The organism is Streptomyces sp. 142MFCol3.1 (assembly GCF_000424945.1).
In the GTDB taxonomy this organism is placed as follows: Bacteria; Actinomycetota; Actinomycetes; order Streptomycetales; family Streptomycetaceae; genus Streptomyces; species Streptomyces siamensis.
On record NZ_AUKV01000032.1, the window covers coordinates 40,082 to 64,887 of the forward strand.

A 24,806-nucleotide genomic window follows, 5' to 3' on the forward strand; every position below is an offset into this window, starting at 1 on the left:
TCTCGTCTCCTCTTGCTGCTTGCGCTTGCTGTCACTGCTTCTCGACGTACCGAAGGGAACGAAGTCCGCGCTCCAAGTGCCAGTGCAGATAGGCCGACACGAGCCCGCTGCCCTCCCTGACGTACCGCGGCTCGCTCGCGTCCGCGGTCTGCCAGTCTCCCGTGAGCAGCGCCCCGAGCAGTTCCAGGGCCTGGGCCGAGGGTACGACGCTGCCGGGCACCCGGCAGTCGACGCAGACGGAACCTCCCGCCGCGACCGAGAAGAACCGGTTCGGACCCGGCATGCCGCATTTCGCGCAGTCGCCGAAGCTCGGCGCGTAGCCGTTCACCGCGAGGGAGCGCAGCAGGAAGGCGTCCAGGACGAGGTGCGGCTCGTGCTCGCCGCGGGCGAGCGTGCGCAGCCCGCCGACCAGCAGCAGGTACTGCTGCACGGCCGGCTCCCCCTCGTGGTCGGTGAACCGCTCGGCGGTCTCCAGCATGGCCGTGCCCGCGGTGTAGCGCGCGTAGTCGGTGACGATCCCGCCACCGTACGGAGCGATCGTCTCGCTCTGCGTGCACAGCGGCAGCCCGCGCCCGACGAGTTCACTGCCCCGCGCGAAGAACTGCACGTCGACGTGCGAGAAGGGCTCCAGCCTGGCGCCGAACTTCGACTTGGTGCGCCGGACGCCGCGGGCCACGGCACGTACCCGTCCGTGACCGCGGGTGAGCAGCGTGATGATCCGGTCCGCCTCACCCAGCTTCTGGGTGCGCAGCACGATGCCGTCGTCGCGGAACAGACTCATGGGCCCATTCTCCCGTACGGATTCAGCGTCCGTGGTCGGGGCGGCCGATCGCCTCCCAGGGAGCCATGTTCCAGGGGCTGGCCCGGTTCGCCGGGTCCAGGAGGGACTTCAGGTGCGCGTCGGACACGGCCTGCGGTGCCGGGAGCTCCTCGCCCCCGCGGCTTCGGAGGTTGTCGCGCCAGACCATGCGGCCCAGCAGGTAGTGGTCGGCGTACTCGGACCAGGAGGCGTACGAGCGCACCACCGCCGGCACGATGTTCTTCAGGGCGGTCCACGCCTCGGACTCGCTCAGCATCCCCGCCGCGAACCCCCTGCGCGAGATGTCCACGTACAGTCCGGCGTCCCAGGCCAGCGGTTCGACGCCGAGCCGCCGCCGGGCTCCCGAACGGTAGCCGGACCGCGCCAGGCCGTCGAGGCGGCCGACCAGCGCCTCGCGCGAGGTGATCTCCCACTGGTCGGCCAGCCACCGCCGGGCCTTGTCGTCGTCGATGCGGGTGAACGGGTACAGGGTCGTCCGGGAGGCGTCCCGGTCCCGGTTCACCGGCGCGCTCAGCGACACCATCCACAGCTGGTGCATGGTGAGCGGAACGGGGTACTTGCGCGTGACCTTCCGCCCGCGACGGTTCCATATCGCCATGCGGCCGCACCCTACGTCACGCGGTCTGTCTCCCCGCGGTCCCTCCGCCTCCCCTTCAAGGGACCTCACCTCGACTGCGTGCGTTGGCGTAGGCGGTCGCCGCGCTGAGCCGCTCCGCGGCGGTGGCACCGCGGACCGCGTCCGGGTCGCAGTCCCACTCCCTCCCGCCGCCGAGCGGTCTGAGCTGTACGTAGGGGCCCTCGTGCCCCATGACCAGGCCCACCCGTCCCGTGCGTGTGTCGACGGCGTACGAGCCGACCGGCGGCTGCTGCCGAGGCGGCCTCATCGCAGCGCCGCCGCGAGCCGGGCGGCGACCTCGGCGGAGCAGCCGCCCAGTTCGACGCGCGGGCACGGTGCCTCGCGGGCGAGGGACGCCGCATCGAGCCGGAGCGACGGCAAGGTGATTCCCGCGTTCGCGAGTGCCATCCGCAATTCCCTCACTGTTTCCTCCGCCTCTTCGACGCAACGCGCCGAGTGCCGTCCCCCGAGTGGTCCGTGTTCTGCCGTCACCCTGCTCCCCTTCCTTTTCCTGTTTCACTCTTCTCATCTCGATGGTGACGCTGTGCGCCTACACTCGGCAGGAGTCTGTGCACTGCAAGTGCACGGCAGTACAAGGGGGTTGGCCATGGCCAACGGTTCGCGGCAGGCGGCGTGGGAGTTCTTCGGGGCGGAGCTGAAACGACGCCGGGAGGATGCCGGCCTCACCCAGGTGGAGTTGGGGGCACGCGTTTTCGTGTCGGGCGGATACATCGGCCAGTTCGAACAAGCGATTCGCAAACCCCAGTTGGACGTGGCCCGGAGAATCGACGAAATCCTGCAAACCGAGGGTTTTTTCGAACGCACATGGCGGAAACTCATCGACGACAAGCGGTACGCGGAATACTTCGCGGAGGTCGTCGAACTGGAGCGGACGGCGACGAAGATCTGCGAGTTCGCGCCGACGCTCGTGCCGGGGCTTCTCCAGACCGCCGCGTACACCCGCGCCGTGATGCTGGCGGGCAACCCGTTCGCCTCCGACGACAGCATCGAGGAGAAGGTCGAGGCACGTCGGGAGCGGGCCCGGGTGCTGGACGGCGCGACACCGCCCGAGTACTGGGCGATCCTGCACGAGCACGTGCTGAGGATCCCCGTCGGCGGCTCCGCCGCGATGGCCGAGCAGCTCGACCACGTCGTGTCTCTGTCTCGCCGGCGGAAAGTGCTGGTGCAGACGCTGCCGTACGCGGTCGGGGCCTACCCCCTCATGGGCCGCATGGTGCAGCTCATGGAGTTCGAGGAGGCCCCGCCAACTGCCTATACAGAGGCGGTGTATTCAGGGCGTCTGCTGGACGATCCGGCCCTGGTGAAGCGGGTATGGGCAGCATACGATCTGCTCAGGGCCGCCGCGCTGCCACGGGAGGCGTCCCTGGCCCTGATCGAGTCGGCGGCGGAGGATCACAGACGATGCGCGAGTACGACCTGAGCCTCGCCCAGTGGCGCAAGAGCAGCTACAGCGACGACAACGGCGGCAGTTGCGTCGAGGTGGCCGCCGGAGTCCCCGGTGTCGTCCCCGTCCGGGACAGCAAGGTCCCGGACGGCCCCGCCCTGGTCTTCCCGTCAGCCGCGTGGGCCGACTTCGTGGCTCATCACGCGACCCTGTCGAGCCCGGCCCGCACGGACTGCTGAGTGCCGTCGCGCTTGGTCGACTCGTAGGCGAAGTCCACGGTGTCGCCGGGTCGCAGCGTGAGGGTGATCCGGCCGTTCTTCACGCAGTTGCCCGACTGGATGTCCTCTCCGAGCGTCATTCGGTCACTGCCGCCGACCGCGGTCAGTGTGACGACGCCGTAGCAGTCGGAGGACTCCATGGCGTAGTGGATGCTGCCGACCTGTTCCCGCGGGGAGCCCTGGTTCAGCTCCAGGGTGACCCGGTAGTGATCGGTCTCGGAGGCGTCGAGCTCCTCGGCGTACCCCTGCCAGCGCCCGAGGAACGCCTCCGGCATGCCGGCGAGCGCCGGGGCCGCCGATGGCGTGGTGGGCGTCGCGGACGGGGTGGGCGTCGCGGAGGGGCCGGACGGACCGGGCGTAGTGGACGTACCGGGGCTGCCGGGTGCGCCGGACGCCCCTGACGTGGGGGACGCGCCGCTGACCGTCGAGCCGGCGTCGCGCCGCTCCGAGTCCCCGCTGAGCTGCACGAACAATCCGATCAGGGCCGCCACGATGGTGGCGGCGGCGCCGATCAGGGCCACGACGAGCGCGGTGCGGTGGGAGTCCCCCGATCCCGCGGCCGGGCTCCCCTGGTGCGGCGGATGCTGCCGCCTTGCGTAGGGGTCCGTCGGGGACTGCGGTGTGGTCATGGAGCGGCCTCGGGTCCGTGGTTCGGCGGAAGATCAGGCCATATTGCCGCCCAGACCCCGGACTTGTGCGACTTTCACCCAAATCTACGGAATAGATCATGCCGAAACGATTCGCCCGCTGAGGGCGCGACTGCCGGTCCATGGCCCCGGCTGTTCGTCCGGGCTCGTCAGGGCTCGTCAGGACAGGGCGGAGTTCATCAGACCGGCGACCGCATGACCCTCAAGTACCGGCGAACGCAGCGGGGTTGCCTGTGACGTGGAGACGGAGCGCTCACCGGTCCACGGACACCAGGCCCGCCTCGTACGCGAGGATCACCAACTGGACCCGGTCCCGGGCGTCCAGCTTGGACAGCAGGCGGGTGAGGTACGTCTTCGCCGTGGCCACGCTGATGAAGAGCCGCTCGGCTATCTCGGTGTTGGACAGGCCCGTGCCGACCAGGGTGAGGACCTCGCGCTCCCGTTCGGTGATGCCCTTCAACTCGCGGCGTGCCCTAGCCTGTTCGGGGCGGACCGCGATGAAGTCGCGGATGAGACGGCGGGTGACGCCGGGTGCGATGAGGGCGTCGCCGGACGCCACGACGCGGACGGCGCCGATGATGTCGTCCAGAGCCATGTCCTTGACGAGGAAGCCGGACGCGCCCGCGCGCAGCGCCCCGTACACGTAGTCGTCGTCGTCGAACGTGGTGAGGACGACGACCCTCGACTCCCCGCCGCCGAGGGTGATCCGGCGCGTCGCCTCGATGCCGTCCATGCCCGGCATGCGGATGTCCATGACGACGACGTCGGGGCTCAGTTCGGCCGCCAGGGTCACCGCCTCCTCGCCGTTCGCGGCCTCGCCCACCGCCTCGACGTCCTCGATGTCGGCGATGACCATGCGCAGGGCCGTGCGGATGAGCTGCTGGTCGTCGGCCAGGACCACACGGACCGGCATCAGGGGGCCACGGCCTTCGCGGGGAGCGGAAGGCGGGCCGTCACGCGGAAGCCGCCCTCGGCCCTGGGTCCCGCGCTGAACTCGCCGTGCAGCAGCGCGACCCGCTCCCGCATGCCGAGGAGCCCGAAGCCCGTGTCGGTGGTGCTGCCCCGGCCCCGGCCGTCGTCCGTGACGTCGACGACGACCTCGTCGTCGCGGTGGTCGACGGTCACCCGGCAGGCCGTCGTGCCCGCGTGCCGTACCACGTTCGTCACCGACTCCTGGACGATCCGGAACGCGGACAGGTCGATGTCCGCGGGGAGCGGGCGCGGCTCGCCCTTCCGGCTGACCTCGACGCGCACGCCCGCGGCCGTCGTGACGGCGGCCAGCCGGTCGAGGTCGGCGAGCCCCTCCGCGGGGCGACCGCGACGCCTCCTCGCCCGGGGACGGACCGGTGCCAGGGCTGCGCGACTGGTCGGCCTCGCGCAGCGCGACCAGCATGCGCCGCAGCCCCGCCAGGGTCTCGCGGCCCGCCGTCTCCACCGCCGTCATCGCATCGCGCGCCGCGTCCGGCCGGGTGTGGACGACCCGGGCCGCCGCCCCGGCCTGGAGGGCGACGATGCCGATGCTGTGCGCGACCATGTCGTGCATCTCGCGGGCGATGCGCAGACGTTCGTCGGTGACGGCCTGTGCGGCGGCACGCACGCGCAGCGTCTCCGCGTACTCGCGGGTGCGGCGCGAGGCGTCCCCGAGCAGCCAGGAGACCACGGCGGTGAGCGCCACGGTCAGCCCCGCCAGCGTGCCGACGCCCCATCCGCACGCGAGCCGCACCGCGAGCCAGGCCACCAGCACGGCGAGGGACATGCCGAGCGCGACGACACCGGTCCGGCGCGGACGGCCGGCCGCGATGAAGTAGAGCGCGAGGTCGACGGCGAGGAACTGCGCCAACTGGACCGCACCGACAGCCAGGTTGGTCGTCACGAAGGCTGCCGCCGCCAGCAGCAGGGCCAGGGCGGTCAGGGGCCGGCGCGACAGCTGACGGCCGGCCACCAGGGCCAGCGCGCAGGCGATCGCCAGGAACGACAGGCCGTCCCAGCGGAAGAACTGGGCCGCGACCTGCTCGCTGGGCGCCTCCTCGCCGGGCAGACGCAGGCGTGCGAGGAAGGTGAACACGGCGCTCGCGCACCAGGCCACGGCCACCCAGGCACCGGGCGGCACACGCTTGAGCAGGGGAAGGGGCGGCGTCACGTGCATGCGGTGATCGTAGGTGTGCGCCGTGCGCGCGGGCATCGTCCCGGGGACGTACGACCAGGGTCGGCATCCGCGCCCGGGCGATGTCCGCGCGGGGCCGATGCCCCGGGCCCCGCCGCGGCGGGACGGTGTTCCCGTGATCGAAGTCGATGGACTGACCAAGCGCTACCAAGACACCACGGCCGTACGGTGGTTGTCGTTCCGGGTGCGCCCGGGGCACGTCACCGGGTTCCTCGGCCCGAACGGCGCGGGCAAGACGACGACCCTGCGCATGCTCCTCGGCCTGGTCGCCCCGACCAGCGGCACCGCCACCGTCGACGGACGCGCCTTCCGGGAGCGGCCGCGCGGACTGCGGCACGTCGGCGCCCTCCTCGACGCGGGCGACGTGCACGGCGGACGCAGCGCACGCGCCCATCTGTCGGCGCTGGCCCGCGGCAACCGCATCCCCTCCGCGCGGGTCGACGAGGTGCTGGAGGAGGTGGGGCTGTCGGGCCCCGCGGCCGGGCGTCGTGTCGACGGCTACTCGCTCGGCATGAAGCAGCGCCTGGGCATCGCGACGGCGCTGCTCGGCGACCCCCCGGTGCTGCTGTTCGACGAACCGCTCAACGGCCTCGACCCGGAGGGCGTGCGGTGGGTGCGCGGACTCTTCCGGAAGCTCGCCGCCGAGGGCCGCACGGTCTTCGTCTCCAGCCACCTCATGTCCGAGATGGAGAACACCGCCGACCAGTTGATCGTCATCGGCCGGGGCGAACTGATCGCCGCGGAGAGCCTCACGGACTTCGCCGCACGCGGCACCCGGCTCACCGTGACGGTCCGCACGCCCGACACCGGACGGCTGGCCACCGTGCTTCCGCCGAGGGGGCGGCGGTCGCGCCGTACGACGAGCGGACCCTGAAGGTGACGGTGCTGAGCGCGGCCCGCATCGGCGAACTCGCCTTCCAACACCGGATCCTGCTCGAAGAGCTGACCCCGCAGGCCGCCTCCCTGGAGGCCGCCTTCATGGAACTGACCGCCGACAGCGCCGAATTCCTCGCCGGAGACGCCCGATGACGGCCCTCGCCCCGCCCGCCGCCCGGTTCGCGGACCTCCTCGCCGCCGAGTGGATCAAGATGCGGTCCCTGCGCTCGACGTACTGGGCGCTCGGCGCCGGTGCGCTGGCCGTCATCGCCTTCAACGCGAACGCGGCCCGGGTCGACGCCGGCGACCACCCCCGCTTCGACCCGTCGCAGCGGGACAGCGTCGTCGAACTGGCCCTGCGCGACGCGTTCACCGACGGCTCCGCGATGATCCTGCTCCTCGCGGTGGCGAGCATCGGCGCGGTCACCGTCGTCGGCGAGTACGCGACGGGGATGATCCGTACGACGTTCGCGGCGGTCCCCGACCGGCGGGCGGTGATGGCGGCGAAGGTGACGCTGGTGACGGCCGTCATGACCATGTACGGCGTGCTCGTCGCGGGCGTCTCCTTCGCCTCGGCCCAGGCGATCCTCTCCACCCGGGGCGCCGGCGTCCCGATCGGTCACCCCGGCGCCTTCCGCGTCGTCGCCGCGTCCGCGCTGCTCGCCCCCGTCGGCGCGCTGGCCGGCATGGCCCTGGGCGCGCTGATCCGGCACAGCGCGACCACGATGGTCGCCACCACCGCCGTGCTCCTGCTGATCCCCGCGTTCATCACCGACCGCTACCGCTGGACGGCCGCAGTCCGGCACGCCCAGCCCGTCAACGCGTGGTCACGGCTGGTCGACATCGACTACGGGCACAACCCCTACACGCTGGTCCCGCGGTACCAGGCGACCGTCGCGGGCGGCTGGACCACCTACGCGGCGTGGGCCGCGGTGGCCGCGGTCGTCACCGTGCTGTCGGTGGACCGCCGCGACGTGTGAGCCGGGCGCGGGCGGGCGGCGGCGGAGCGGGCACGGCGAAGCGGCGTACGTAGCGGCGCTGCCACGGTGTCTCGACGGCGTGCCGGTCGTAGTGACGGCGCACGTAGTCCACGGCCTCGTGGGGCGGTACACCGTCGAGGACCGCGAGGCAGGCGAGGGCCGTGCCCGTGCGGCCGCGGCCTCCGCCGCAGGCGATCTCGACGCGGCCGGTCTCCGCGCGGCGCCAGGCCTCGGTGAGGACGGCGCGGGTCTCCGCGTGGTCGGTGGGGAGGCGGAAGTCCGGCCAGCGCAGCCAGTGTGCCTCCCAGAGGGGCTCGGGGGGCCGCTTGCCGAGCAGGTACACGCCGTACGTCGGCTGCGCTCCGTCCGGTGCCGGCCCGTGGCGCAGCGCCCTTCCCCGCACCAGCCGGCCGGAGGGCAGCCGCAGCACGCCCGCGCGGTCCGGATCCCAAGTCCCTTCCATGCGCCCCAGCCTAGGCGCGCGGGCGGTCACCGGCGGTGCTTTCGCCCCCGCCGCCCCTACCCGTCCCGTACCCGGGGCTCCGCCCCGGACCCCGCTCCTCGAACGCCAAAGGGGCTGAACTTTCTGCCGGCCGGAGCTGGGGAGTTCCGGCCGAGGGCAGAAGTCTTCAGCCCGTCCGGCGCTTGAGGACGAGGCCGTTCAGGCCGATCGGGGTCTGGGGCGGAGCCCCAGGGATACGGGACGTCGGGGCGGAGTCCGGGGTCAGCTCACGCCTCGGGTGGCCTGGGCGGCGCGGGACTCGATACCGCGGAAGTGATCGGCCATCGCACGCTGCGCGCCCTCGACGTCCCGGGCACGCAACGCGGTGACGATGTCACGGTGGCGGCGGACGGTCACCTCGGGCGCCGGGTCGTCGGTCCAGCCGCGTACCCCCGCGACCCGCCGGAAGACGGTCCAGAAGGCACCGAGCAGCTGGGGCACCAGCGCGTTCCCCAGCGACGCGTACAGCAGCTCGTGGAACTCGCGGTCCAGTTCGGGGAAGGGCACGCCCTCGCGCCCCGCCTCCTCCATCCGGGCCACGACCTCTTCGAGCCGGTCGAGTTCCTCCTTGGAGAGGGTCGCGGCGACCCGGCGGATCAGTCCCTCCTCCAGGACCTCGCGGACCTGGAGGATCTCCGCGAGCGCCCCCGTCTCGTCGTCCAGCTGGGCGAGCGTGCGGAAGGTGAGGCCGTCGACGAGGGGCGTCAGGGATGCCTGGCCGACGTATGTGCCGTAGCCGTGCCTGATCTCGACTATGTCGAGCGCCTGGAGGGCCTTGAGCGCCTCGCGGACGGAGTTCCGGCTCACGCCGAGATCGGTCATCAGCTCGGTCTCGGTGGGCAGCGCCGCTCCGGCCGGAAGCTTGCGGTCGAGGATCAGCTGCATGACCTCGCGCTGGATCTGACCGCTCACCCGACGCTCGGGCCGACGCCGGTACCCGCTCTCCTCTGACATGCGCCGCATCGTACGCTCGCTGGACATCGGACGTCCCACCTCCGGGCAGATTAAACGCCAACTAGCCTGATTCTCAACGTCATTGGTCGCACCTGTGGAAGATACGCCATTCGTGTGCGATCCCTTGACCGCCCCCACGGGCCCTCTTATGGTCACGCTGCCCCCCATGACGTAGGACGTCGTATCTCCCATCCGCTGGACCACTCCTTGCTGGAGGAACCGTGCGCGACGTGTCCCACACTCCGGCGCTGCACCGCCGGTCGTTCCTGAAGTACACCGGCGCACTCGGCGCGGCCGCCGCCCTCTCCTCGTCACTGGCGGCCTGCTCGTCCGGGCCGGAGTCCACGAACGACACCGGCGGCGGGGGCGGGGGCGGGGGCAAGGACGCCACCCTGACGGCCGTCATCGGCTACGGCAACGACGGCAGCTGGGACCCCACCCAGACCGCGTCCGCCTTCTGCATGGCCGCCAACAACCACATCTACGAGGGCCTGCTCGACACCGACCCCATCTCGCGGGAGCCGTACGCCGCGCTCGCCACCGAGGTGCCCTCCGACCTCGGCGGCACCTCCTGGAAGTTCACGCTTCGGGCGGGCGCCACGTTCCACGACGGCAAGCCGGTCACCGCCGACGACGTGGTCTTCGTCTTCGACCGCATCCTCGACCCGAAGACGCAGACCCTCGCCAAGGGCTTCTTCGCGAGCTGGCTGAAGGAGGTCCGCAAGATCGACGCGCGGAACGTCGAGCTGGTCCTCAAGTTCCCCTTCCCGGAAGGGATTTCCCGGCTCACCCTCGCGAAGATCATGCCGAAGCACGTGTTCTCGCGGCCGGGCGCCTGGGACGACGCGATCAAGGGCAAGGCGATCGGCTCGGGGCCGTACCGGCAGACCGCGCACCACCCGAAGTCGAACACCACCTTCGAGGCGTTCGCCGCCTACAACGGCCCGCGCAAGCCCGCGTTCAAGAAGATGAACTGGCTGACGATAGTGGATGCCGCACCCCGCGTCGCCAAGATCTCCGGGGCGAGCGCCGGCGCGCAGATCGCCGACAACATCCCGTACGCCAACATCGAGCAGCTCAAGAAGGGCGGGATGGACGTCCAGGGCGGCGCGGGCATGAACAACCTCTTCCTCATGTTCAACACGAAGCACAAGCCCTTCGACGACGTGCGGGTGCGGCAGGCGCTGCACTACGCCATCGACACCGGCAAGATGGTGGAGGTCGCCCTCAAGGGACACGGCAAGCCGTCGCAGTCGTTCCTCAACGAGGCCAACCCGTCCTACCGGCCGGCGAAGACCGTCTACGGGTACGACCCCGAGAAGGCCAGGGCGCTGCTGAAGGAGGCCGGGGTCAAGGGCCTGAGGATCGAGATCCTGGCCGTCAACGTCAGCTGGATCGTGGACTGCCTGCCGACCATCAAGGCGTCCTGGGACGCCATCGGCGTGGAGACCACCCTGGCCCCGCAGGAAACCACGGCCGTCTTCACCAAGATGGACCAGAAGCAGGACTACCAGGTCGTCGCCGCCGCCTCGAACCCCAACCAGTTCGGCCTCGACGCCGACCTGATCATGCACTACAACTACGGCCCCGAGAACCTCTGGATGGGCTACGCCCGGTGGGCCGGCGACCCCGTCGCCAAGAAGCTCTTCAGCGACATGGACCGGGCGACCCGGGAACCGGACGCCGACAAGAAGAAGACGATGATCCAGGACTACATCGACGTCGTCGCCGAACAGGCCGTGCTCTACCCGGTCGTGCACAACGAGCTGATGACGGCGTGGAACGCGAAGCGGCTCACCGGGATAAGGGCACAGCCGTACCCCGGCGTCAACCTGCTCCAGGCCAAGTGGGTCTAGGCGACGGAGGAGTCCGTACGTGGTCGCCATCACCAGGATCCTGCTGCGCCGCGTCGCGCTGCTCGTGCCGCTGATGCTCGGGATCGTCCTGTTCGTGTTCCTCGTGATGCGGTTCTCCGACGTCGACCCGGCGTCGGCGTTCTTCCAGGGAGCCAACCCCACCCCGCAGCAGCTGCACGACTTCCGGGAGCAGAACGGTCTGCTCGACCCGCTCCCGGTCCGCTACGCCCATTTCGTCGGGGACCTGCTCCACGGCGACATGGGCACCAGCGCGCTGACCCGCGCCCCGGTCCTCGAACAGGTCACCACAGCGCTGCCGCTCACCCTCCAGCTCACCTTCCTCGGGCTCGGCATCGCGGTGGTGCTCTCGCTGCTCGGCGGGGTGACCGCCGCGATCTACCGGGACCGGCTGCCCGACCAGATCATCCGCGTGGTCTCCCTGACCGGTGTCGCGGCGCCGGGCTTCTGGCTGGCCCTGCTGATGATCCAGTACCTGGCCGTCGACCAGGGCTGGTTCCCGACCGGCGGCTACGTCAACCCGGCCGACTCGCTCAGCGGCTGGCTGAAGACCATGACCCTGCCCGCCCTCGCCCTGTCGCTGCCGGTCGCGGCCCAGCTCACCCGCATCGTGCGGACCTCGGTGGTCGAGGAACTCGACAAGGACTATGTGCGCACCGCCGTCGGCAGCGGTCTGCCGCCCCGTGTGGTCGTCGGCCGCAACGTGCTGCGCAACGCCCTGATCAACCCGCTCACCGTGCTGGGCCTGCGCGTGGGATATCTGCTCGGCGGTGCCGTCGTCATCGAGACGATCTTCTCGCTGCCCGGCATGGGGAAGCTGATGATCGACGCCGTCAAGAACGGCGACCCGGCGGTCGTGCAGGGCGTCGTCCTGACCACCGCCACCGGCTTCGTGGTCGTGAACCTCGTCATCGACATCCTGTATCTGCTGGTCAACCCACGGCTGAGGGGCGCGACCTGATGCTCACCCGCAAGAACCTCACCGCCGTCCTCGCCCGGCCCGGCATCCGGCTGCGCGGCCCGCGCCGGCTGCCGCTGCTGTCGAAGGCCGCCGTCTGCTTCCTCGCGGTCGTCGTCCTGACGGCCCTGTTCGCGCCGCTGCTGGCACCGGACGACCCGCTGGACCAGCAGCCGCTCGTCGGCGGCACCGGGCACCCCTCCGGCGCGCACTGGATGGGGCAGGACAGTCTCGGCCGCGACATCCTCAGCCGGCTGATGTACGGGGCGCGCTGGTCCCTCGCGATCGGGCTGGGGGCGACCGCGCTCGCCCTCGTCGTGGGAGCGCTCCTCGGCGCCGTGGCCGCGACCTCGCGCAAGGCCGTCGACGAGACGCTGATGCGCTGCCTGGACGTCGTGATGGCGTTCCCCGGCATCGCGCTCGCCGCCGTCCTCGTCGCCGTCTTCGGCGGCGGCATCACCGTACTGATCTGCGCGATCGCGTTCCTGTTCACCCCGCCGGTGGCCCGTGTCGTCCGGGCCAATGTGCTCGACCAGTACGGCGAGGACTACGTGACCGCCGAGCACGTCATCGGCGCCCGTACCCCGCACATCGTCGTCCGGCACGTCGCCGTCAACTGCGCGGCGCCCGTGCTGGTGTTCTGCACCGTGCAGGTCGCCGAGGCCATCGTCTTCGAGGCGTCGCTGTCGTTCATCGGCGCGGGCGTGCGGCCCCCGGACCCGTCGTGGGGCAGTGTCATCGCGGACGGCAAGAACATGGTGCTGACCGGCGGCTGGTGGGCCACCGTCTTCCCGGGCCTGCTGATGCTGATCACCGTGCTGTCGCTGAACATCCTCTCCGAGGGGGTCTCCGACGCGTGGGCGGCCCCGGCGGCAAGGGACGTGGAGGTCCCCGGGGCGAGCGACCGGCTGGAGGCGCCCGAGCCCGGCAGCGGCGAGGTCCTCGCCCTTCCCGGCCTCGCGCAGGCCGCCGCGCGGCTGCGCGCACGGGCCCGCCCGCTGGCGGCCGGCGGGCAGCCGGTGCTCGCCGTGGAGAACCTGGCCGTCGGCTTCGACGCCCGCCACGGCGGTGTCGACATCGTCGACGGCATCAGCTTCGAGGTGCAGCCCGGTGAGGTGCTCGGCCTGGTCGGCGAATCCGGCTGCGGCAAGTCGCTCACGGCGCTGACGATCATGGGTCTGGAACCCGGGGGTGCCCGTGTGCGGGGCCATGTCCGTTTCAGTCAGCGGCAGTTGATCGGCGAACCGATGCGGGTACGGCGTCGGCTGCTGGGCCATGAGATGGCCATGATCTACCAGGACGCGCTGTCGTCGCTGAACCCGGCCATGACGATCAGGGCACAGCTGAAGCAGGTGGTGCGGCGCGGTGGCAGGCGCTCGCCCGCCGAACTGCTGGAACTGGTCGGCCTGGACCCCGAACGTACCCTGCGCAGCTACCCCCACGAGCTGTCCGGCGGCCAGCGCCAGCGCGTCCTGATCGCGATGGCGCTGTCCCGCAGCCCCAAGCTGATCGTCGCCGACGAACCGACGACGGCGCTGGACGTGACCGTGCAGGCGCAGGTCGTCGAACTGCTGCTGCGACTGCGCGACGAACTGGGTTTCGCGCTGGTCCTCGTCTCGCACGACCTGGCGCTCGTCTCCGCGGTCACCGACCGGGTGATCGTGATGTACGGCGGGCAGATCGTCGAGACCGGGGTGACCGCCGACCTCGTGGAGGCCCCCGCGCACCACTACACGCGCGGGCTGCTGGGCAGTGTCCTGTCCCTGGAGTCGGCGACCGAGCGGATGACGCAGATCAAGGGGGTCGTGCCCTCCCCCGCCGACTTCCCGGCCGGCTGCCGCTTCGCCGACCGCTGCCCACTGGCGAGCGAGGTGTGCCGGACGACGGCCCCGGACCTGCTGGGCACACCCGCGCACACGGCCGCCTGCCACCATCCGGCCGTCGACCTGGTCACCACGGAGAGCGAGGCGGTCAAGTGAGCACGCCGGCAGAGCGTCCCGTCCGCCCGATCGTCGAGCTGACCGACGCACACGTCGTCCACAAGGCCCGCAGCGGCGGGCTGTTCACCCGGGACAGGGTGTACGCCCTCACCGGCGCCGACCTCACCGTCGCGCCCGGCGAGACGGTCGGCGTCGTCGGCGAGTCCGGGTGCGGCAAGTCGACGCTCGCGAAGGTCCTGGTCGGTGTGCAGCGGCCGACGTCCGGCAGTGTCACCTTCGGGGGCCGGGACCTGTGGTCCATGGGCCCGGCCGAGCGGCGCACCGCGGTCGGCAGCAGCACCGGCATGATCTTCCAGGACCCCTCGACCGCGCTGAACCGGCGGCTGACCGTACGGCAGACGCTGCGCGACCCCCTGGACGTGCACAGGCGCGGCACCACCGCCGCACGCGACGACCGGGTACGGGAGCTGATGGCACTCGTCGGGCTGCCGCGCGCCCTCGCGGACGCGCTGCCGGGCCAGCTGTCCGGCGGCCAGCGCCAGCGCGTCGCCATCGCGCGCGCACTCGCCCTCGACCCGGATCTCGTCGTGGCCGACGAGCCGACGAGCGCGCTGGACGTGTCGGTGCGCGCACAGATCCTCAACCTCCTCCTCGATCTGAAGGAACGCCTCGGTCTCGCCATGGTGTTCGTCTCGCACGACATCCAGACGGTCCGGCGGATGAGCGACCGGGTGATCACGATGTACCTCGGCCGGATCGTGGAGGAGTCGCCCGCCGGCGAGGTCACCGACCGCTCCCGGCACCCGTACACGCGGGCACTGTTCTCCGCGACCCCCGGGCTCCTCGACCCCATCGACCCCATCCCGCTGGCCGGTCCCGTCCCTTCCGCGACCCGGCCGCCCAGCGGCTGCCCGTTCCGCACCCGCTGCTGGCGGGCGGACGACGTGTGCGCGGACACGATGCCCGGACCGACGGCCGCGTCGGCCCCGGGACACCTCTTCCGGTGTCACCATCCTGTGGAGGAGGGCCGGTCGACGCGCGCCCTGGTCGCGCAGGCCGAGTCCGCCGCCCCGGCCACCGCCAAGGCCGACGTCCCGTTCCAGCAGCACATCAGGGAGCCCTCATGACCGTCCCCGCCCCGCTGACCGGTGTCGTACCGCCCGTCTGCACCCCCCTGACACCGGAACGCGAGGTGGACGTCCCCTCGCTCCTCAGGCTCGTCGACCATCTGGTGGACGGGGGTGTGCACGGACTGTTCGTCCTCGGTTCCACGTCGGAAGCGGCCTATCTGACCGATCCGCAGCGCCGGCTCGTGGTCGAGACCGTGGCCCGGCACGTCGCCGGACAGCTGCCCGTCCTCGCGGGCGCGATCGACATGACCACGCCGCGGGTCCTGGCCCATGCCGCCGCCGTCACCGCCGCCGGGGCCGACGCGATCGTCGCGACCGCCCCCTTCTACACCCGCACCCATCCCGCGGAGATCGCACGCCACTATCGCGTGATCGCCGAGCGGACGGACGTGCCCGTCTTCGCCTACGACCTGCCCGTGTCCGTCCACACCGAGCTGAGCGCCGAGCTGCTCCTGGAACTCGCCGCCGACGGGGTCCTCGCCGGGGTCAAGGACTCCAGCGGGGACCTCGGCGCGTTCCGCTCCGTCGTCACCGGTGTGCGCGCCCACCCCGACATCCGGCGGTTCGCCCTCCTCACCGGATCCGAGCTCGTCGTCGACTCGGCGCTCGCCCTCGGGGCCGACGGGGCGGTGCCCGGTCTCGCGAACGTCGATCCCGAGGGGTACGTGCGGCTGTTCCTGCGGTGCGGGGAAGGGGACTGGGCGGGGGCGCGGGTCGAACAGGAGCGGCTGTGCGCGCTGTTCGGGCTGGTCCGGGCCGGAGATCCGGCCCGGATGGGCGGGAGTTCCTCTGCGCTCGGTGCCTTCAAGGCGGCGTTGCACCTGAGAGGCGTCATCGCGTGCCCCGCCACGGCCGAGCCGCAGATCCCCCTCTCCGAGGGCGAGACCGAGCGCGTCGGCAAGTACCTGGCCGCAGCAGGCCTGTTGTAGTGACGTCCCGCCCCCGGAGCCGCTGCCCGTCCGGCGTCCGAGGAGCGCGGCCCGGGCCGGGGAAGGCCTACTCCAGCAGGTCGCCCACCGGCACCCGGCGGAACTCGATCGTGTCGTACGTGCCCGTCGTCCCGGTCTCGTACAGGAGTCCCACCCGGCGCGGGCCGAGCTGGACGAGATCGGAGTACGCGGCCCGCAGGGTGGAGAGGGTGAGTGCCTTGGTGAAGGTCGCGCCCGCGTCCGTGCTGCGCCACACCGCCATCGTCCGCCGGGCGGTCGGCACGGAGGGGCCGCTGAAGAGGAGGGGCGCGCCCCGCCCGCGGAGCTGGAGGACGGCGCCCTGGACGACGGGAACGTCGTCCAGGGCGGGCTGGACGGCGTAGGGCCGGTCGAGGGTCTCGGCGCCGTCGCCGGAGTAGGAGTCGAGCCGGTTCCCGGCGCTCGTACCGTTCTGGTCGCGCGAGGTGAAGTAGATCCGCCCGTCGGGCAGTTCGGCGGCCATGCTCTCGTTGGAGTTGACCGCCCCGTCGTAGGAGTCGTCGACGAAGCCCAGCTTCCAGGTGGCGCCGCCGTCGTCGCTGTAGAGGGCGTGGGCGCCGTAGTACTTGGCCTCCTGTCCGGTGTCGGCGGAGCCGGCGGGCGGGGCGGCGGAGTGGTTGGCGGGGACGACGAGGCGCCCGGCGTGGGGACCGTGCCGCAGGGCGATGGCGTGCCCGGGGCCGGTGGCGTACCACCGCCAGCCGGGCACTTTCGTGTCCGTCGTGATGTCCCGCGGGGCGCTGAAGCTCCGGCCGTCGTCGCGGCTGGTCTGCACGAAGACGCGCCGGCTCTGCTCCGCGGTGGCCTCGCCCCGCATGATCTGGGCCTCTGTCACGGCACCGCTGTTGTAGGACGTGAGGAGGACGATCCGGCCGGTCCTGGGGTCGACGACCGGCGCGGGGTTGCCGCGGGTGTCGCCGTCCCCGGGGGCCACCACCTGAAGCGGGCCCCAGGTGCAGCCGCCGTCGGCGGAGCGTCTGAGGACGACGTCGATGTTCCCGGTGTCGCCCGCGTCGTTGTGTCTTCCCTCGGCGAAGGCCAGCACGGTGCCCGCGGCGGTCGTGACGGTCGCCGGGATGCGGTAGGTGTCGTAGCCGTCCCGGCCCGCGGTGTACGGCACGGAGGACGTGCAGCCGCGTGGCGCGAGCGGAGCGGCGGTGGCGCTGCCGGTGCCCGTGACCACGAGGACGGCGAGGAGTCCGGCGGCTGCCGCCGACGCGGCCGTTCGGCGGATGCAGGTCATGACACTCCCTGGGGCTGGATCGGACCACGGTGGACATGGGACGTGTGACATGGGATGTCCACAGAACGTAGTGCGCCCGGAGCGTCGCGACAACATCCGTGCGGGTACGGCGTGTTGATGAGACGTCGGTTGACGCGGAGGCGCCGGCGGGCCGTGGGACCGGCGCGGCGTCAGTCCAGGTCCGGGGCGCCGGGGGTTACGAGGCCCGACTCGTACGCGACGATCACCAGCTGGGCACGGTCGCGGGCGCCCAGCTTGCCCATGATGCGGCTGACATGGGTCTTCGCGGTGAGCGGGCTCAGCCCCAACGCGCCTGCTATCTCGGCGTTGTTGAGGCCGCGCGCGACCAGTGTCAGCACCTCGCGCTCGCGGCCGGACAGGCCGTCGGGGCCGCCCACCGGGGGCGGGGAAAGCGCCGGGCCGCGCAGGAAGCGCGCGATCAGCCGGGCGGTCGGGCCGGGCGAGAGCAGTGCCTCGCCCGCGGCCACCGTACGGATGGCGTCGAGGAGTTCGGCGGGCCTGGTGTCCTTGACCAGGAAGCCGGAGGCGCCCGCACGCAACGCCTCCGCGATGTGCTCGTCGGTGTCGTACGTGGTGAGGACGAGGACCCTGACGTCGGCGAGGTCCTTGTCGGAGGCGATGAGGCGGGTCGCCGCGATGCCGTCCAGGTCGGGCATGCGGATGTCCATGACGATCAGGTCGGCCCGGGCGCTGCGGGCCAGTGCCACGGCCTCCCGTCCGGTGGCCGCCTGGCCCACGACCTCCATGTCGCGCGCCGATTCGACGAGCAGGGCGAACGCGGCCCGCACGAGGGTCTGGTCGTCGGCGAGGAGCACGCGGATGGTCATCGGCACTCTCCCTCCGCGGGTCCGGACGTCTGTACGGGGGCCGGTCCGGGCGCCGGGGACGCGGCGGCACCGCTCCCCAGCGGCAGCACCGCCGACACCGCGAACCCGCCGCCCTCGCGCGGCCCGGCGTCCAGGGTTCCGCCCACGCTGCGCACCCGCTCCCGCATCCCGACGAGCCCGAAACCGGGCGGGGCGCCCGGGGCCCCCACGCCGTCGTCCGTGACCGTCACACGCAGCGCCCAGTCCTCCGCGTGCAGGCGGACGCGGACGTGCGCGCCGGGGCCCGCGTGCCGGACCGCGTTGGTGAGGGCCTCCTGCACGACGCGGTAGGCGGCGGCGCCCACGGCGGACGGGACGCCGGCCGCCGTGGCGGCGACGTCCGCCGTCACCCGGGCGCCCGCGGTGCGTGCCGCCGCGACCAGGTCGGGCACCCCGTCCAGGCCGGGCAGCGGGCCCCGGCCGTCGCCGCCGGGCTCCGAGGCGCGCAGCACCTCCAGTGTGGTGCGCAGTTCACCGCGCGCGGTGCGGCAGGTCTCGGCGATGTCGTCCAGGGCCCCGGCGACCGCCGTGCGGTCGAGGCGGTCGGGGTCGGCGGTCAGGACGTGCGCGGCGACGGCGGTCTGCACACCGATCAGCGTGATGCTGTGGGCGAGCAGGTCGTGCAGGTCCCGGGCGATGCGCAGGCGTTCCTCGGCGACCCGGCGGCGCGCCTCCTCCTCGCGCGTGCGTTCGGCGCGCTCGGCGCGCTCGACGACCGAGGAGACGTACTGGCGGTGCACGCGTACGTAGCCGCCGCAGAGCAGCACCGCGACGATCCAGCCGGCGATCCGCAGGCTCTCGGCGACGCCCGCCATGCCGTCGGAGGTCTTCAGCACGGCCATGGTGCCGATGACCGAGACCCCGGTGAGCAGCGCGCGCAGCGGCCGGCCGGTCGCCGCCACCGTGTAGAGCGCGACGAGTGTGGCGCCCAGCGGTGCGGTGTGGTTGTAGTCGTGCGCGTGGTACGTCGCGATGACGGGGACCATGACGCACAGCACCAGCAGCGGTGCCCGGCGGCGCCACACCAGCGGGACGTGGGCGAGGAGCAGCAGGGTCCAGCCGAGCGCGTCGGGCCGCCGGTGGCCGTCCGGGAGGGCCAGGCCCAGGGCGACGGCGAGGACGGCGAGCGCGGCGGCGCGGTAGGCGTCGTTGCGGACCCCGTGCGGGGAGGAGCCGCCGGACATGCGGGCGACGACGGCCCGCAGCCGCTCGGCGGCGCGCGGCCGCCGGCCCACCGTCCTATTGGGCTCCGCCCCCGCCGCCGTGCCCGCGGGCCGTGCCGGTGTCGTGACCGTTCCCGTGTGTGCCTGCACGTTGTCCATCTTCCGTCAGTCGGGCGCCCGGTCGGCAGGGAGGGGCGGGGTGCCCCTCCGCGGCGAAGGGGCACCCGGCGGTTCAGCCGACGGCGACGGTCGGGGCGGGCCGGGTCTTTGGGGGTTCCGGCGGCCGCGGCTCCCGCGCCAGCCGGCCCGGCCACCACACCCTGCGCCGCAACGCCACGCTCGCGCTGGTCACGAGGTAGGTCCGGACGAGGAAGGTGTCGAGCAGCACGCCGACCGCGATCACGAAGCCGAGTTCGACGAGCTGGACCAGACCCATGTTCGTGAGGACCGCGAAGGTGGCCGCCAGCACCAGGCCCGCGGAGGCGATCACGCCTCCGGTGGTACGCAGCGCGGTGAGCGCGGCGGCGGCCGGTTCGGAGCCGTTCAGGGACTCCTCACGCATGCGGTGCATCAGGAAGATGCCGTAGTCGACGCCGAGGGCGACCAGGAAGACGAAGGACAGCAGGCCGAGTCCCGGGTCCGTCCCCTCGAATCCGAACAGCGGCCCGAAGACCAGCCCGCCGATGCCGAGGGCCGCACCCCACACCGCGACCACGGCGACGACGAGGAGCAGCGGGGCGACCAGGCTGCGCAGCAGGGCGACCAGGATCAGCAGCACGGACACGAGCACGATCGGTACGACGACGAGCCGGTCACGGGCGTTGGTGTCCTGGAGGTCGATCTGCTGGGCGCTAGCACCGCCGACGTACGAGCCCTTGGTCTCCCCCCGGTCCAGGTCCTCGCGCAGGGACTTGATGGTGGCGGTCTCGGCGGCCGACTGGGGCGCGCCCTTCGCGGTGACGGAGATCTCCGTCCAGCCCTTTCCGCTGCGGCCCGGATCGGCGCCCGCCACGCCCCGGTGGTGGCGGATCTCGGCGAGGGCCGCCCGCGCGCGGTCCGTGGGGGCCATCACGGTGATCGGCTGGGTGCCCTGGCCCGGGTAGGCGCGGGCGAGGGTCTCCATCGCGGCGACGGAGTCGGGGGTGTCGACGAAGGTGTCCTCCTGCTTGAGCGAGCCGGGCAGGTTCAGCGCGCCGACGGCGAGCGCGCCGAGGAGGACGGCGCCGCCCGCGAGGACGGTGAGCGGCCGGCGGCCGGCGGAGGAGCCCATCGCGGCGAACAGGCTGCGCCGCTGCCTGGGTTCGCTCCCGAACACGGGCACGAGCGGCCAGAACACGCGGCGGCCGAGCACGACGAGGACGGCGGGCAGCAGGGTCAGCATGGCGACGAGCGCGCACAGCACGCCGACGGTGCCCATCGGGCCCATGCCGCGGCTGCTGTTGAGGTCGGCGGCGAGCAGGCACAGCAGGCCGGCCGCGACGGTGCCGGAGGAGGCGAGCACGGCGGGGGCGCAGCCGCGCAGGGCCTGACGCATGGCGTCGTAGGGGTGTTCCACCCGCCGCAGTTCCTCCCGGTAGCGGGAGATGAGGAGCAGGGCGTAGTCGGTCCCGGCGCCGAACACGAGGATCGTCATCACTCCGGAGCTCTGGCCGGAGATGCTGGTGCCGAAGGCCTGGTGGAGTCCGTAGGCGACGCCCATGGAGAGGTAGTCGGCGACGCCCGCGACGGCGAGCGGCACGAGCCACAGCAGCGGGCTGCGGTAGATGAGGATCAGCAGGACGGCCACCACGGCGACGGTGGTGTAGAGCAGCGGCCCGCCGAGGGAGCCGTACACCTCGGAGGCGTCGGTGGCGAGCGCGCCCTGCCCGCCCACCTCGACGTCCATCCCGTTCTCGGAGCGGGCGACATCGCGTACGTCGTCGACGAACGCGTCGCGCTTCTTCTCGTCGTTGCCGGGCGCGGAGCTGGCGACCGGGTACATCAGCGTGGTGCCGTCCCGGGACGGCACGCCCTTCGGGGGCGCCGTCAGCGGTTCGCGGCCGGCGATGTCGGCGACCTGGCGGGCGGCCGTCGCCCGGTCGGCGGCGCTCAGTCCGCCGTCGCGGTGGTAGACGAGGACGAGTTCGGTGCTCTCCCCGCCCGGCAGCCGGTCCTCGATCTTCGCCACCTGGGTGGAGTCCGCGCTCGCGGGCAGGTAGTCCACGGCGCGGTCATGCTGTACGTCCGCGAGCTTCGACGCGAACGGTCCGACGACGGCCAGGACGGCCACCCACAGACCGAGCAGCACCCAGGGAACGGCCCTTCGCCGTGTACGCGTGGTTGTCTCTCCGGGCCCCATGCCGGGGTCCTCCCCTCCTGGCGGATGTCTGGACAGGCACCAGACTCCCGGCACGCGGGCGCGGATTCGTCGCGCCGAAGGGCGAGTTCACGGGTACTGCGCAAGGTGGCCGGACGGCCGGACTACTCCCACGGGAGTACGGCGCGCGCACGCGTCGGCGTACGCGCGGGGCCGGCCTACGAGGGGGTGCGCGCCGCCGCCAGCAGCCGGGTCACGTCGTCCGCGCAGATCGTGAGCGCGGCGCCCACGGTCGCCAGGGCGTCGCGCTCGGCGGGGGTGTAGGGCCCGTCCGCGAGGGCGATGCGGGCGCCCTGGAGGAGGATCGCCTCGCGGCCGGTGGGAGCGAGGTGCGGGGCCAGCGGATCCAGCGCTTCGTGGAGCTCTATGGCCAGGCTCGCTCCGCACGGTCCTCCGAGGACCCGGCCGGTGTCGGCGGCGAGCGCCTCGACGAGGGCTCCGAGCTGGTCCTCGGTGCAGTCGTCGAAGCCGGCGGAGCGCACGATGCTCGCGGCGGTCTCCAGGGACGTACGGGCGCAGGTGCCCCCGGCGGCGAGAACGGCGAGGGCGACGGTGTGGACGGCGTCGCGGAGCATCGCCGAGAAGCGGGTGGTGGTGGGGTGGTCGAGGACGTCGGCGCCGTAGTGGTGGCGGCAGGCGGCGCACTCGACGACGGGCCCGGTCTCGCCGCGCGGGACGACGGGGACGCCGAGGAGGGTGAAGCGGCGGCGGCCGGTCAGGCGCTGGTAGTTGCGGTCGCCTCCGCAGCCGGGGCAGAAGAATTCGCCGTCGCCGACGGTGGTCCAGGCGGTGCGGATGCCCAGGATGCGGGGAACCTGAACTGCACGACCGTTTCGTCCCCATCCTGGCAGCACGTCGCACACCTCCGTTGCTCCCCCACAGCCTTTTGGGCGTGAGAGGTGACCCCGCGGCAACATCGCCGCGCTGGCGTGATGTTAGCCACATTGTTGATGTGGAGTCAGTACCCAGGACGAGACCTTCCCGTGACCTCCACAGGGATTGGCCGGTAAACGACGGGGCCCCGCCCGCCTCGAAAGGCGAACGGGGCCGGGAAGAACCAGGTGAACTAGGTCAGCGGGCCGCGCGGTTGACGGCGGAGACGACGGCCTTCAGCGAAGCACGTGTCGTATTCGCGTCGATCCCGATCCCCCACAGGACCTTGCCGTCGATCGCGCATTCGATGTACGAGGCGGCCTGCGCGGAGGCGCCCTCGCTCATCGTGTGCTCCTGGTAGTCCAGCAGGCGTACGTCGATGCCGATGGACTGCAGCGCGTCGAAGAAGGCCGAGATCGGACCGTTCCCGGAGCCGCTCAGGACGGTGTCGGCGCCGTCGACCGACGCCTCGACGGTGAGCGTGTCCACGCCGTCCTTGTCCGTGGTGGACTGGCCGTTCTTGACCTGGATGCGGCCCCACGGGTTCTCGGGGTTGGGCAGGTACTCGTCCTGGAAGGTCGCCCAGATGTCCTTCGGCGTGATCTCGCCGCCCTCGGCGTCCGTCTTCGCCTGGATGAGCTTCGAGAACTCGATCTGCATACGGCGCGGCAGGTCCAGCTTGTGGTCGTTCTTCAGGACGTAGGCGATGCCGCCCTTGCCGGACTGCGAGTTGACGCGGATGACGGCCTCGTAGGACCGCCCGACGTCCTTCGGGTCGATCGGCAGGTACGGGACGGCCCACTCGATGTCGTCGACGGTGACACCCTGGGCCGCCGCGTCGGCCTCCATGGCGTCGAAGCCCTTCTTGATGGCGTCCTGGTGGGAGCCGGAGAAGGACGTGTAGACCAGGTCGCCCACGTACGGGTGGCGCGGGTGGACCTCCATCTGGTTGCAGTACTCCCACGTACGACGGATCTCGTCGATGTCGGAGAAGTCGATCTGCGGGTCGACGCCCTGCGAGAACAGGTTCATGCCCAGGGTGACCAGGTCGACGTTGCCGGTGCGCTCGCCCTGGCCGAACAGGCAGCCCTCGACCCGGTCGGCGCCGGCCATCACGGCCAGCTCGGCGGCGGCCACGGCCGTGCCGCGGTCGTTGTGCGGGTGGACCGACAGCACGACGTGCTCACGGCGGGACAGGTTGCGGTGCATCCACTCGAAGCGGTCCGCGTGGGTGGAGGGGGTGGAGCGCTCGACCGTGGCGGGCAGGTTGAGGATGATCTCGCGGCCCGGACCGGGCTGCCAGACGTCCATGACCGCCTCGCAGACCTCCAGGGCGAAGTCCAGCTCGGTGTCGGTGAAGATCTCGGGGCTGTACTGGTACCCGAACTCGGTCTCGGGGCCCAGCAGTTTCTCCGCGTACTCGACGACCAGACGCGTGCCGTCGACGGCGATCTGCTTGATGTCGTCCTTGGAGCCGCGGAAGACGACACGGCGGAAGACCGGCGCGGTGGCGTTGTACAGGTGCACGGTGGCGCGCTTGGCGCCCTTCAGCGACTCGACGGTCCGCTCGATCAGGTCCTCGCGGGCCTGGGTCAGTACGGAGATCGTCACGTCGTCCGGGATCGCGGTCTCGTCCTCGATGATCGAGCGGACGAAGTCGAAGTCGGTCTGGCCGGAGGCGGGGAAACCGACCTCGATCTCCTTGTAGCCCATCTTGACCAGCTGGTCGAACATGCGGCGCTTGCGCTCGGGCGACATCGGGTCGATCAGGGCCTGATTGCCGTCGCGCAGGTCGGTGGAGAGCCAGCGGGGGGCGGCGGTGATCCGCTTCTCGGGCCAGGTGCGGTCGGGGAGGTCGACCTGCTCGTACCGGCCGTACTTCTTGATCGGCATGGAACTGGGCTGCTGGCGGTTCGCCATGATTGCGTGGGCTCCTCGATGTGTCCGCGGTGTCCGCTGTCCGCGGGTCCGGAAGGACGGCCGACGGCGCAACGCCAAACTCCGCGGGGAGGGGGTCGGCCTCGACTACAGGCCCTCGCCGCGGCAGCTAAGGAGAAGCAGCCCGAAACGCATGATGCTCCGCAGCCTAGCCGAGCCGTGCCCCGTGCGGGGTGGTGTTCCAGTATGCGGGATCGCATGCATAAAGCGGACAAAAAGTGCGCCATACCACTC

Annotated in this window: 23 protein-coding genes and 2 pseudogenes; 9 read left to right on the forward strand and 16 right to left on the reverse strand. The window is 72.0% G+C overall.

What is annotated here, in order from left to right:
• Positions 1-31 precede the first annotated feature (31 nt).
• From recO to H305_RS56500, 4 genes are read right to left on the reverse strand one after another with little or no spacing between them, the layout of a single operon-like run.
• Positions 32-781 (reverse strand): DNA repair protein RecO, encoded by a 750-nt coding sequence (recO, locus tag H305_RS0135185; RefSeq protein ID WP_028804580.1) that lies wholly within the window; start codon positions 779-781, stop codon positions 32-34.
• Positions 782-803: 22 nt separating this feature from the next.
• On the reverse strand, positions 804-1,418 hold the full coding sequence (locus H305_RS0135190; protein WP_037766330.1) for a DUF1266 domain-containing protein: 615 nt from the start codon (positions 1,416-1,418) through the stop codon (positions 804-806).
• Positions 1,419-1,473: 55 nt separating this feature from the next.
• Positions 1,474-1,704, reverse strand: a complete 231-nt coding sequence (locus H305_RS0135195) for a hypothetical protein (protein ID WP_028804582.1) — start codon at positions 1,702-1,704, stop codon at positions 1,474-1,476.
• A complete protein-coding gene (locus tag H305_RS56500) occupies positions 1,701-1,844 on the reverse strand; it encodes a hypothetical protein (RefSeq protein WP_179332407.1) in 144 nt (47 codons plus the stop codon). Before H305_RS56500 ends, H305_RS0135195 begins: the two co-directional genes overlap by 4 nt.
• Positions 1,845-2,043: 199 nt before the next feature.
• Here H305_RS56500 and H305_RS0135205 point away from each other — a divergent pair, with 199 nt between their 5' ends.
• Positions 2,044-2,877, forward strand: a complete 834-nt coding sequence (locus H305_RS0135205) for a helix-turn-helix domain-containing protein (protein WP_028804583.1) — start codon at positions 2,044-2,046, stop codon at positions 2,875-2,877.
• A complete protein-coding gene (locus H305_RS47955; protein ID WP_037766333.1) occupies positions 2,859-3,080 on the forward strand; it encodes a DUF397 domain-containing protein in 222 nt (73 codons plus the stop codon). The genes H305_RS0135205 and H305_RS47955 overlap by 19 nt, the downstream gene beginning before the upstream one ends.
• Here the strand turns inward: H305_RS47955 and H305_RS0135215 are convergent.
• From H305_RS0135215 to H305_RS56170, 4 genes and pseudogenes are all read right to left on the reverse strand, one after another.
• A complete protein-coding gene (locus H305_RS0135215; RefSeq protein ID WP_028804584.1) occupies positions 3,041-3,748 on the reverse strand; it encodes a hypothetical protein in 708 nt (235 codons plus the stop codon). The genes H305_RS47955 and H305_RS0135215 overlap by 40 nt on opposite strands.
• Before the next feature lie 271 nt (positions 3,749-4,019).
• Positions 4,020-4,679 carry a response regulator gene (locus H305_RS0135220; protein ID WP_028804585.1) on the reverse strand — a complete coding sequence of 220 codons (660 nt, stop codon included), beginning with the start codon at positions 4,677-4,679 and terminating at the stop codon, positions 4,020-4,022.
• Positions 4,679-5,020: a sensor histidine kinase gene (locus H305_RS56165; protein WP_028804586.1), complete on the reverse strand. Its 342-nt coding sequence runs from the start codon at positions 5,018-5,020 to the stop codon at positions 4,679-4,681. Before H305_RS56165 ends, H305_RS0135220 begins: the two co-directional genes overlap by 1 nt.
• A gap of 172 nt (positions 5,021-5,192) precedes the next feature.
• A pseudogene (locus H305_RS56170) lies at positions 5,193-5,948 on the reverse strand (histidine kinase); the annotation flags it as partial.
• A gap of 97 nt (positions 5,949-6,045) precedes the next feature.
• Between H305_RS56170 and H305_RS47965 the strand changes: the two are divergent.
• Both H305_RS47965 and H305_RS0135240 read left to right on the forward strand, forming a co-directional pair.
• Positions 6,046-6,959, forward strand: a pseudogene (locus H305_RS47965) (ATP-binding cassette domain-containing protein).
• Complete coding sequence (locus H305_RS0135240) at positions 6,956-7,786, forward strand: ABC transporter permease (RefSeq protein WP_028804588.1); 831 nt, start codon at positions 6,956-6,958, stop codon at positions 7,784-7,786. Before H305_RS47965 ends, H305_RS0135240 begins: the two are co-directional and overlap by 4 nt.
• Here H305_RS0135240 and H305_RS0135245 read toward each other — a convergent pair.
• Positions 7,752-8,249, reverse strand: coding sequence for a protein-tyrosine phosphatase family protein (locus H305_RS0135245; protein WP_028804589.1), 498 nt, complete (start codon positions 8,247-8,249; stop codon positions 7,752-7,754). The two genes, H305_RS0135240 and H305_RS0135245, sit on opposite strands and share 35 nt — an antisense overlap.
• A gap of 261 nt (positions 8,250-8,510) precedes the next feature.
• Positions 8,511-9,251: a FadR/GntR family transcriptional regulator gene (locus tag H305_RS0135250; RefSeq protein ID WP_028804590.1), complete on the reverse strand. Its 741-nt coding sequence runs from the start codon at positions 9,249-9,251 to the stop codon at positions 8,511-8,513.
• A 212-nt stretch (positions 9,252-9,463) separates the two neighbouring features.
• Here H305_RS0135250 and H305_RS0135255 point away from each other — a divergent pair, with 212 nt between their 5' ends.
• Genes H305_RS0135255 through H305_RS0135275 form a run of 5 tightly spaced genes read left to right on the forward strand, consistent with a single transcriptional unit; the run spans position 9,464 to position 16,073 of the window.
• A complete protein-coding gene (locus H305_RS0135255) occupies positions 9,464-11,098 on the forward strand; it encodes an ABC transporter substrate-binding protein (protein ID WP_028804591.1) in 1,635 nt (544 codons plus the stop codon).
• A 19-nt stretch (positions 11,099-11,117) separates the two neighbouring features.
• Positions 11,118-12,077 carry an ABC transporter permease gene (locus H305_RS0135260; protein WP_028804592.1) on the forward strand — a complete coding sequence of 320 codons (960 nt, stop codon included), beginning with the start codon at positions 11,118-11,120 and terminating at the stop codon, positions 12,075-12,077.
• Entirely contained in the window at positions 12,077-14,053 is a 1,977-nt protein-coding gene (locus tag H305_RS0135265) for a dipeptide/oligopeptide/nickel ABC transporter permease/ATP-binding protein (protein ID WP_037766338.1), read from the forward strand. The genes H305_RS0135260 and H305_RS0135265 overlap by 1 nt, the downstream gene beginning before the upstream one ends.
• Positions 14,050-15,141 carry an oligopeptide/dipeptide ABC transporter ATP-binding protein gene (locus H305_RS47970; RefSeq protein WP_107440167.1) on the forward strand — a complete coding sequence of 364 codons (1,092 nt, stop codon included), beginning with the start codon at positions 14,050-14,052 and terminating at the stop codon, positions 15,139-15,141. The genes H305_RS0135265 and H305_RS47970 overlap by 4 nt, the downstream gene beginning before the upstream one ends.
• Positions 15,138-16,073, forward strand: coding sequence for a dihydrodipicolinate synthase family protein (locus H305_RS0135275; RefSeq protein ID WP_028804594.1), 936 nt, complete (start codon positions 15,138-15,140; stop codon positions 16,071-16,073). Before H305_RS47970 ends, H305_RS0135275 begins: the two co-directional genes overlap by 4 nt.
• A gap of 67 nt (positions 16,074-16,140) precedes the next feature.
• On the opposite strand, the gene H305_RS0135280 is transcribed toward H305_RS0135275, so the two are convergent.
• The 6 genes from H305_RS0135280 to leuA all read right to left on the reverse strand — a co-directional run bounded on the left by H305_RS0135280 (position 16,141) and on the right by leuA (position 24,554).
• Positions 16,141-17,355, reverse strand: coding sequence for a sialidase family protein (locus H305_RS0135280; RefSeq protein WP_028804595.1), 1,215 nt, complete (start codon positions 17,353-17,355; stop codon positions 16,141-16,143).
• A 170-nt stretch (positions 17,356-17,525) separates the two neighbouring features.
• Positions 17,526-18,203 (reverse strand): response regulator transcription factor, encoded by a 678-nt coding sequence (locus tag H305_RS0135285; RefSeq protein WP_028804596.1) that lies wholly within the window; start codon positions 18,201-18,203, stop codon positions 17,526-17,528.
• Positions 18,200-19,426, reverse strand: a complete 1,227-nt coding sequence (locus tag H305_RS47975; protein WP_234021363.1) for a sensor histidine kinase — start codon at positions 19,424-19,426, stop codon at positions 18,200-18,202. Before H305_RS47975 ends, H305_RS0135285 begins: the two co-directional genes overlap by 4 nt.
• 211 nt (positions 19,427-19,637) lie before the next feature.
• On the reverse strand, positions 19,638-21,743 hold the full coding sequence (locus H305_RS0135295) for an MMPL family transporter (RefSeq protein ID WP_028804597.1): 2,106 nt from the start codon (positions 21,741-21,743) through the stop codon (positions 19,638-19,640).
• A 176-nt stretch (positions 21,744-21,919) separates the two neighbouring features.
• Positions 21,920-22,615, reverse strand: coding sequence for a TerB family tellurite resistance protein (locus tag H305_RS0135300; protein WP_028804598.1), 696 nt, complete (start codon positions 22,613-22,615; stop codon positions 21,920-21,922).
• Positions 22,616-22,832: 217 nt separating this feature from the next.
• Complete coding sequence (gene leuA / locus H305_RS0135305) at positions 22,833-24,554, reverse strand: 2-isopropylmalate synthase (protein WP_028804599.1); 1,722 nt, start codon at positions 24,552-24,554, stop codon at positions 22,833-22,835.
• Positions 24,555-24,806 lie beyond the last annotated feature (252 nt).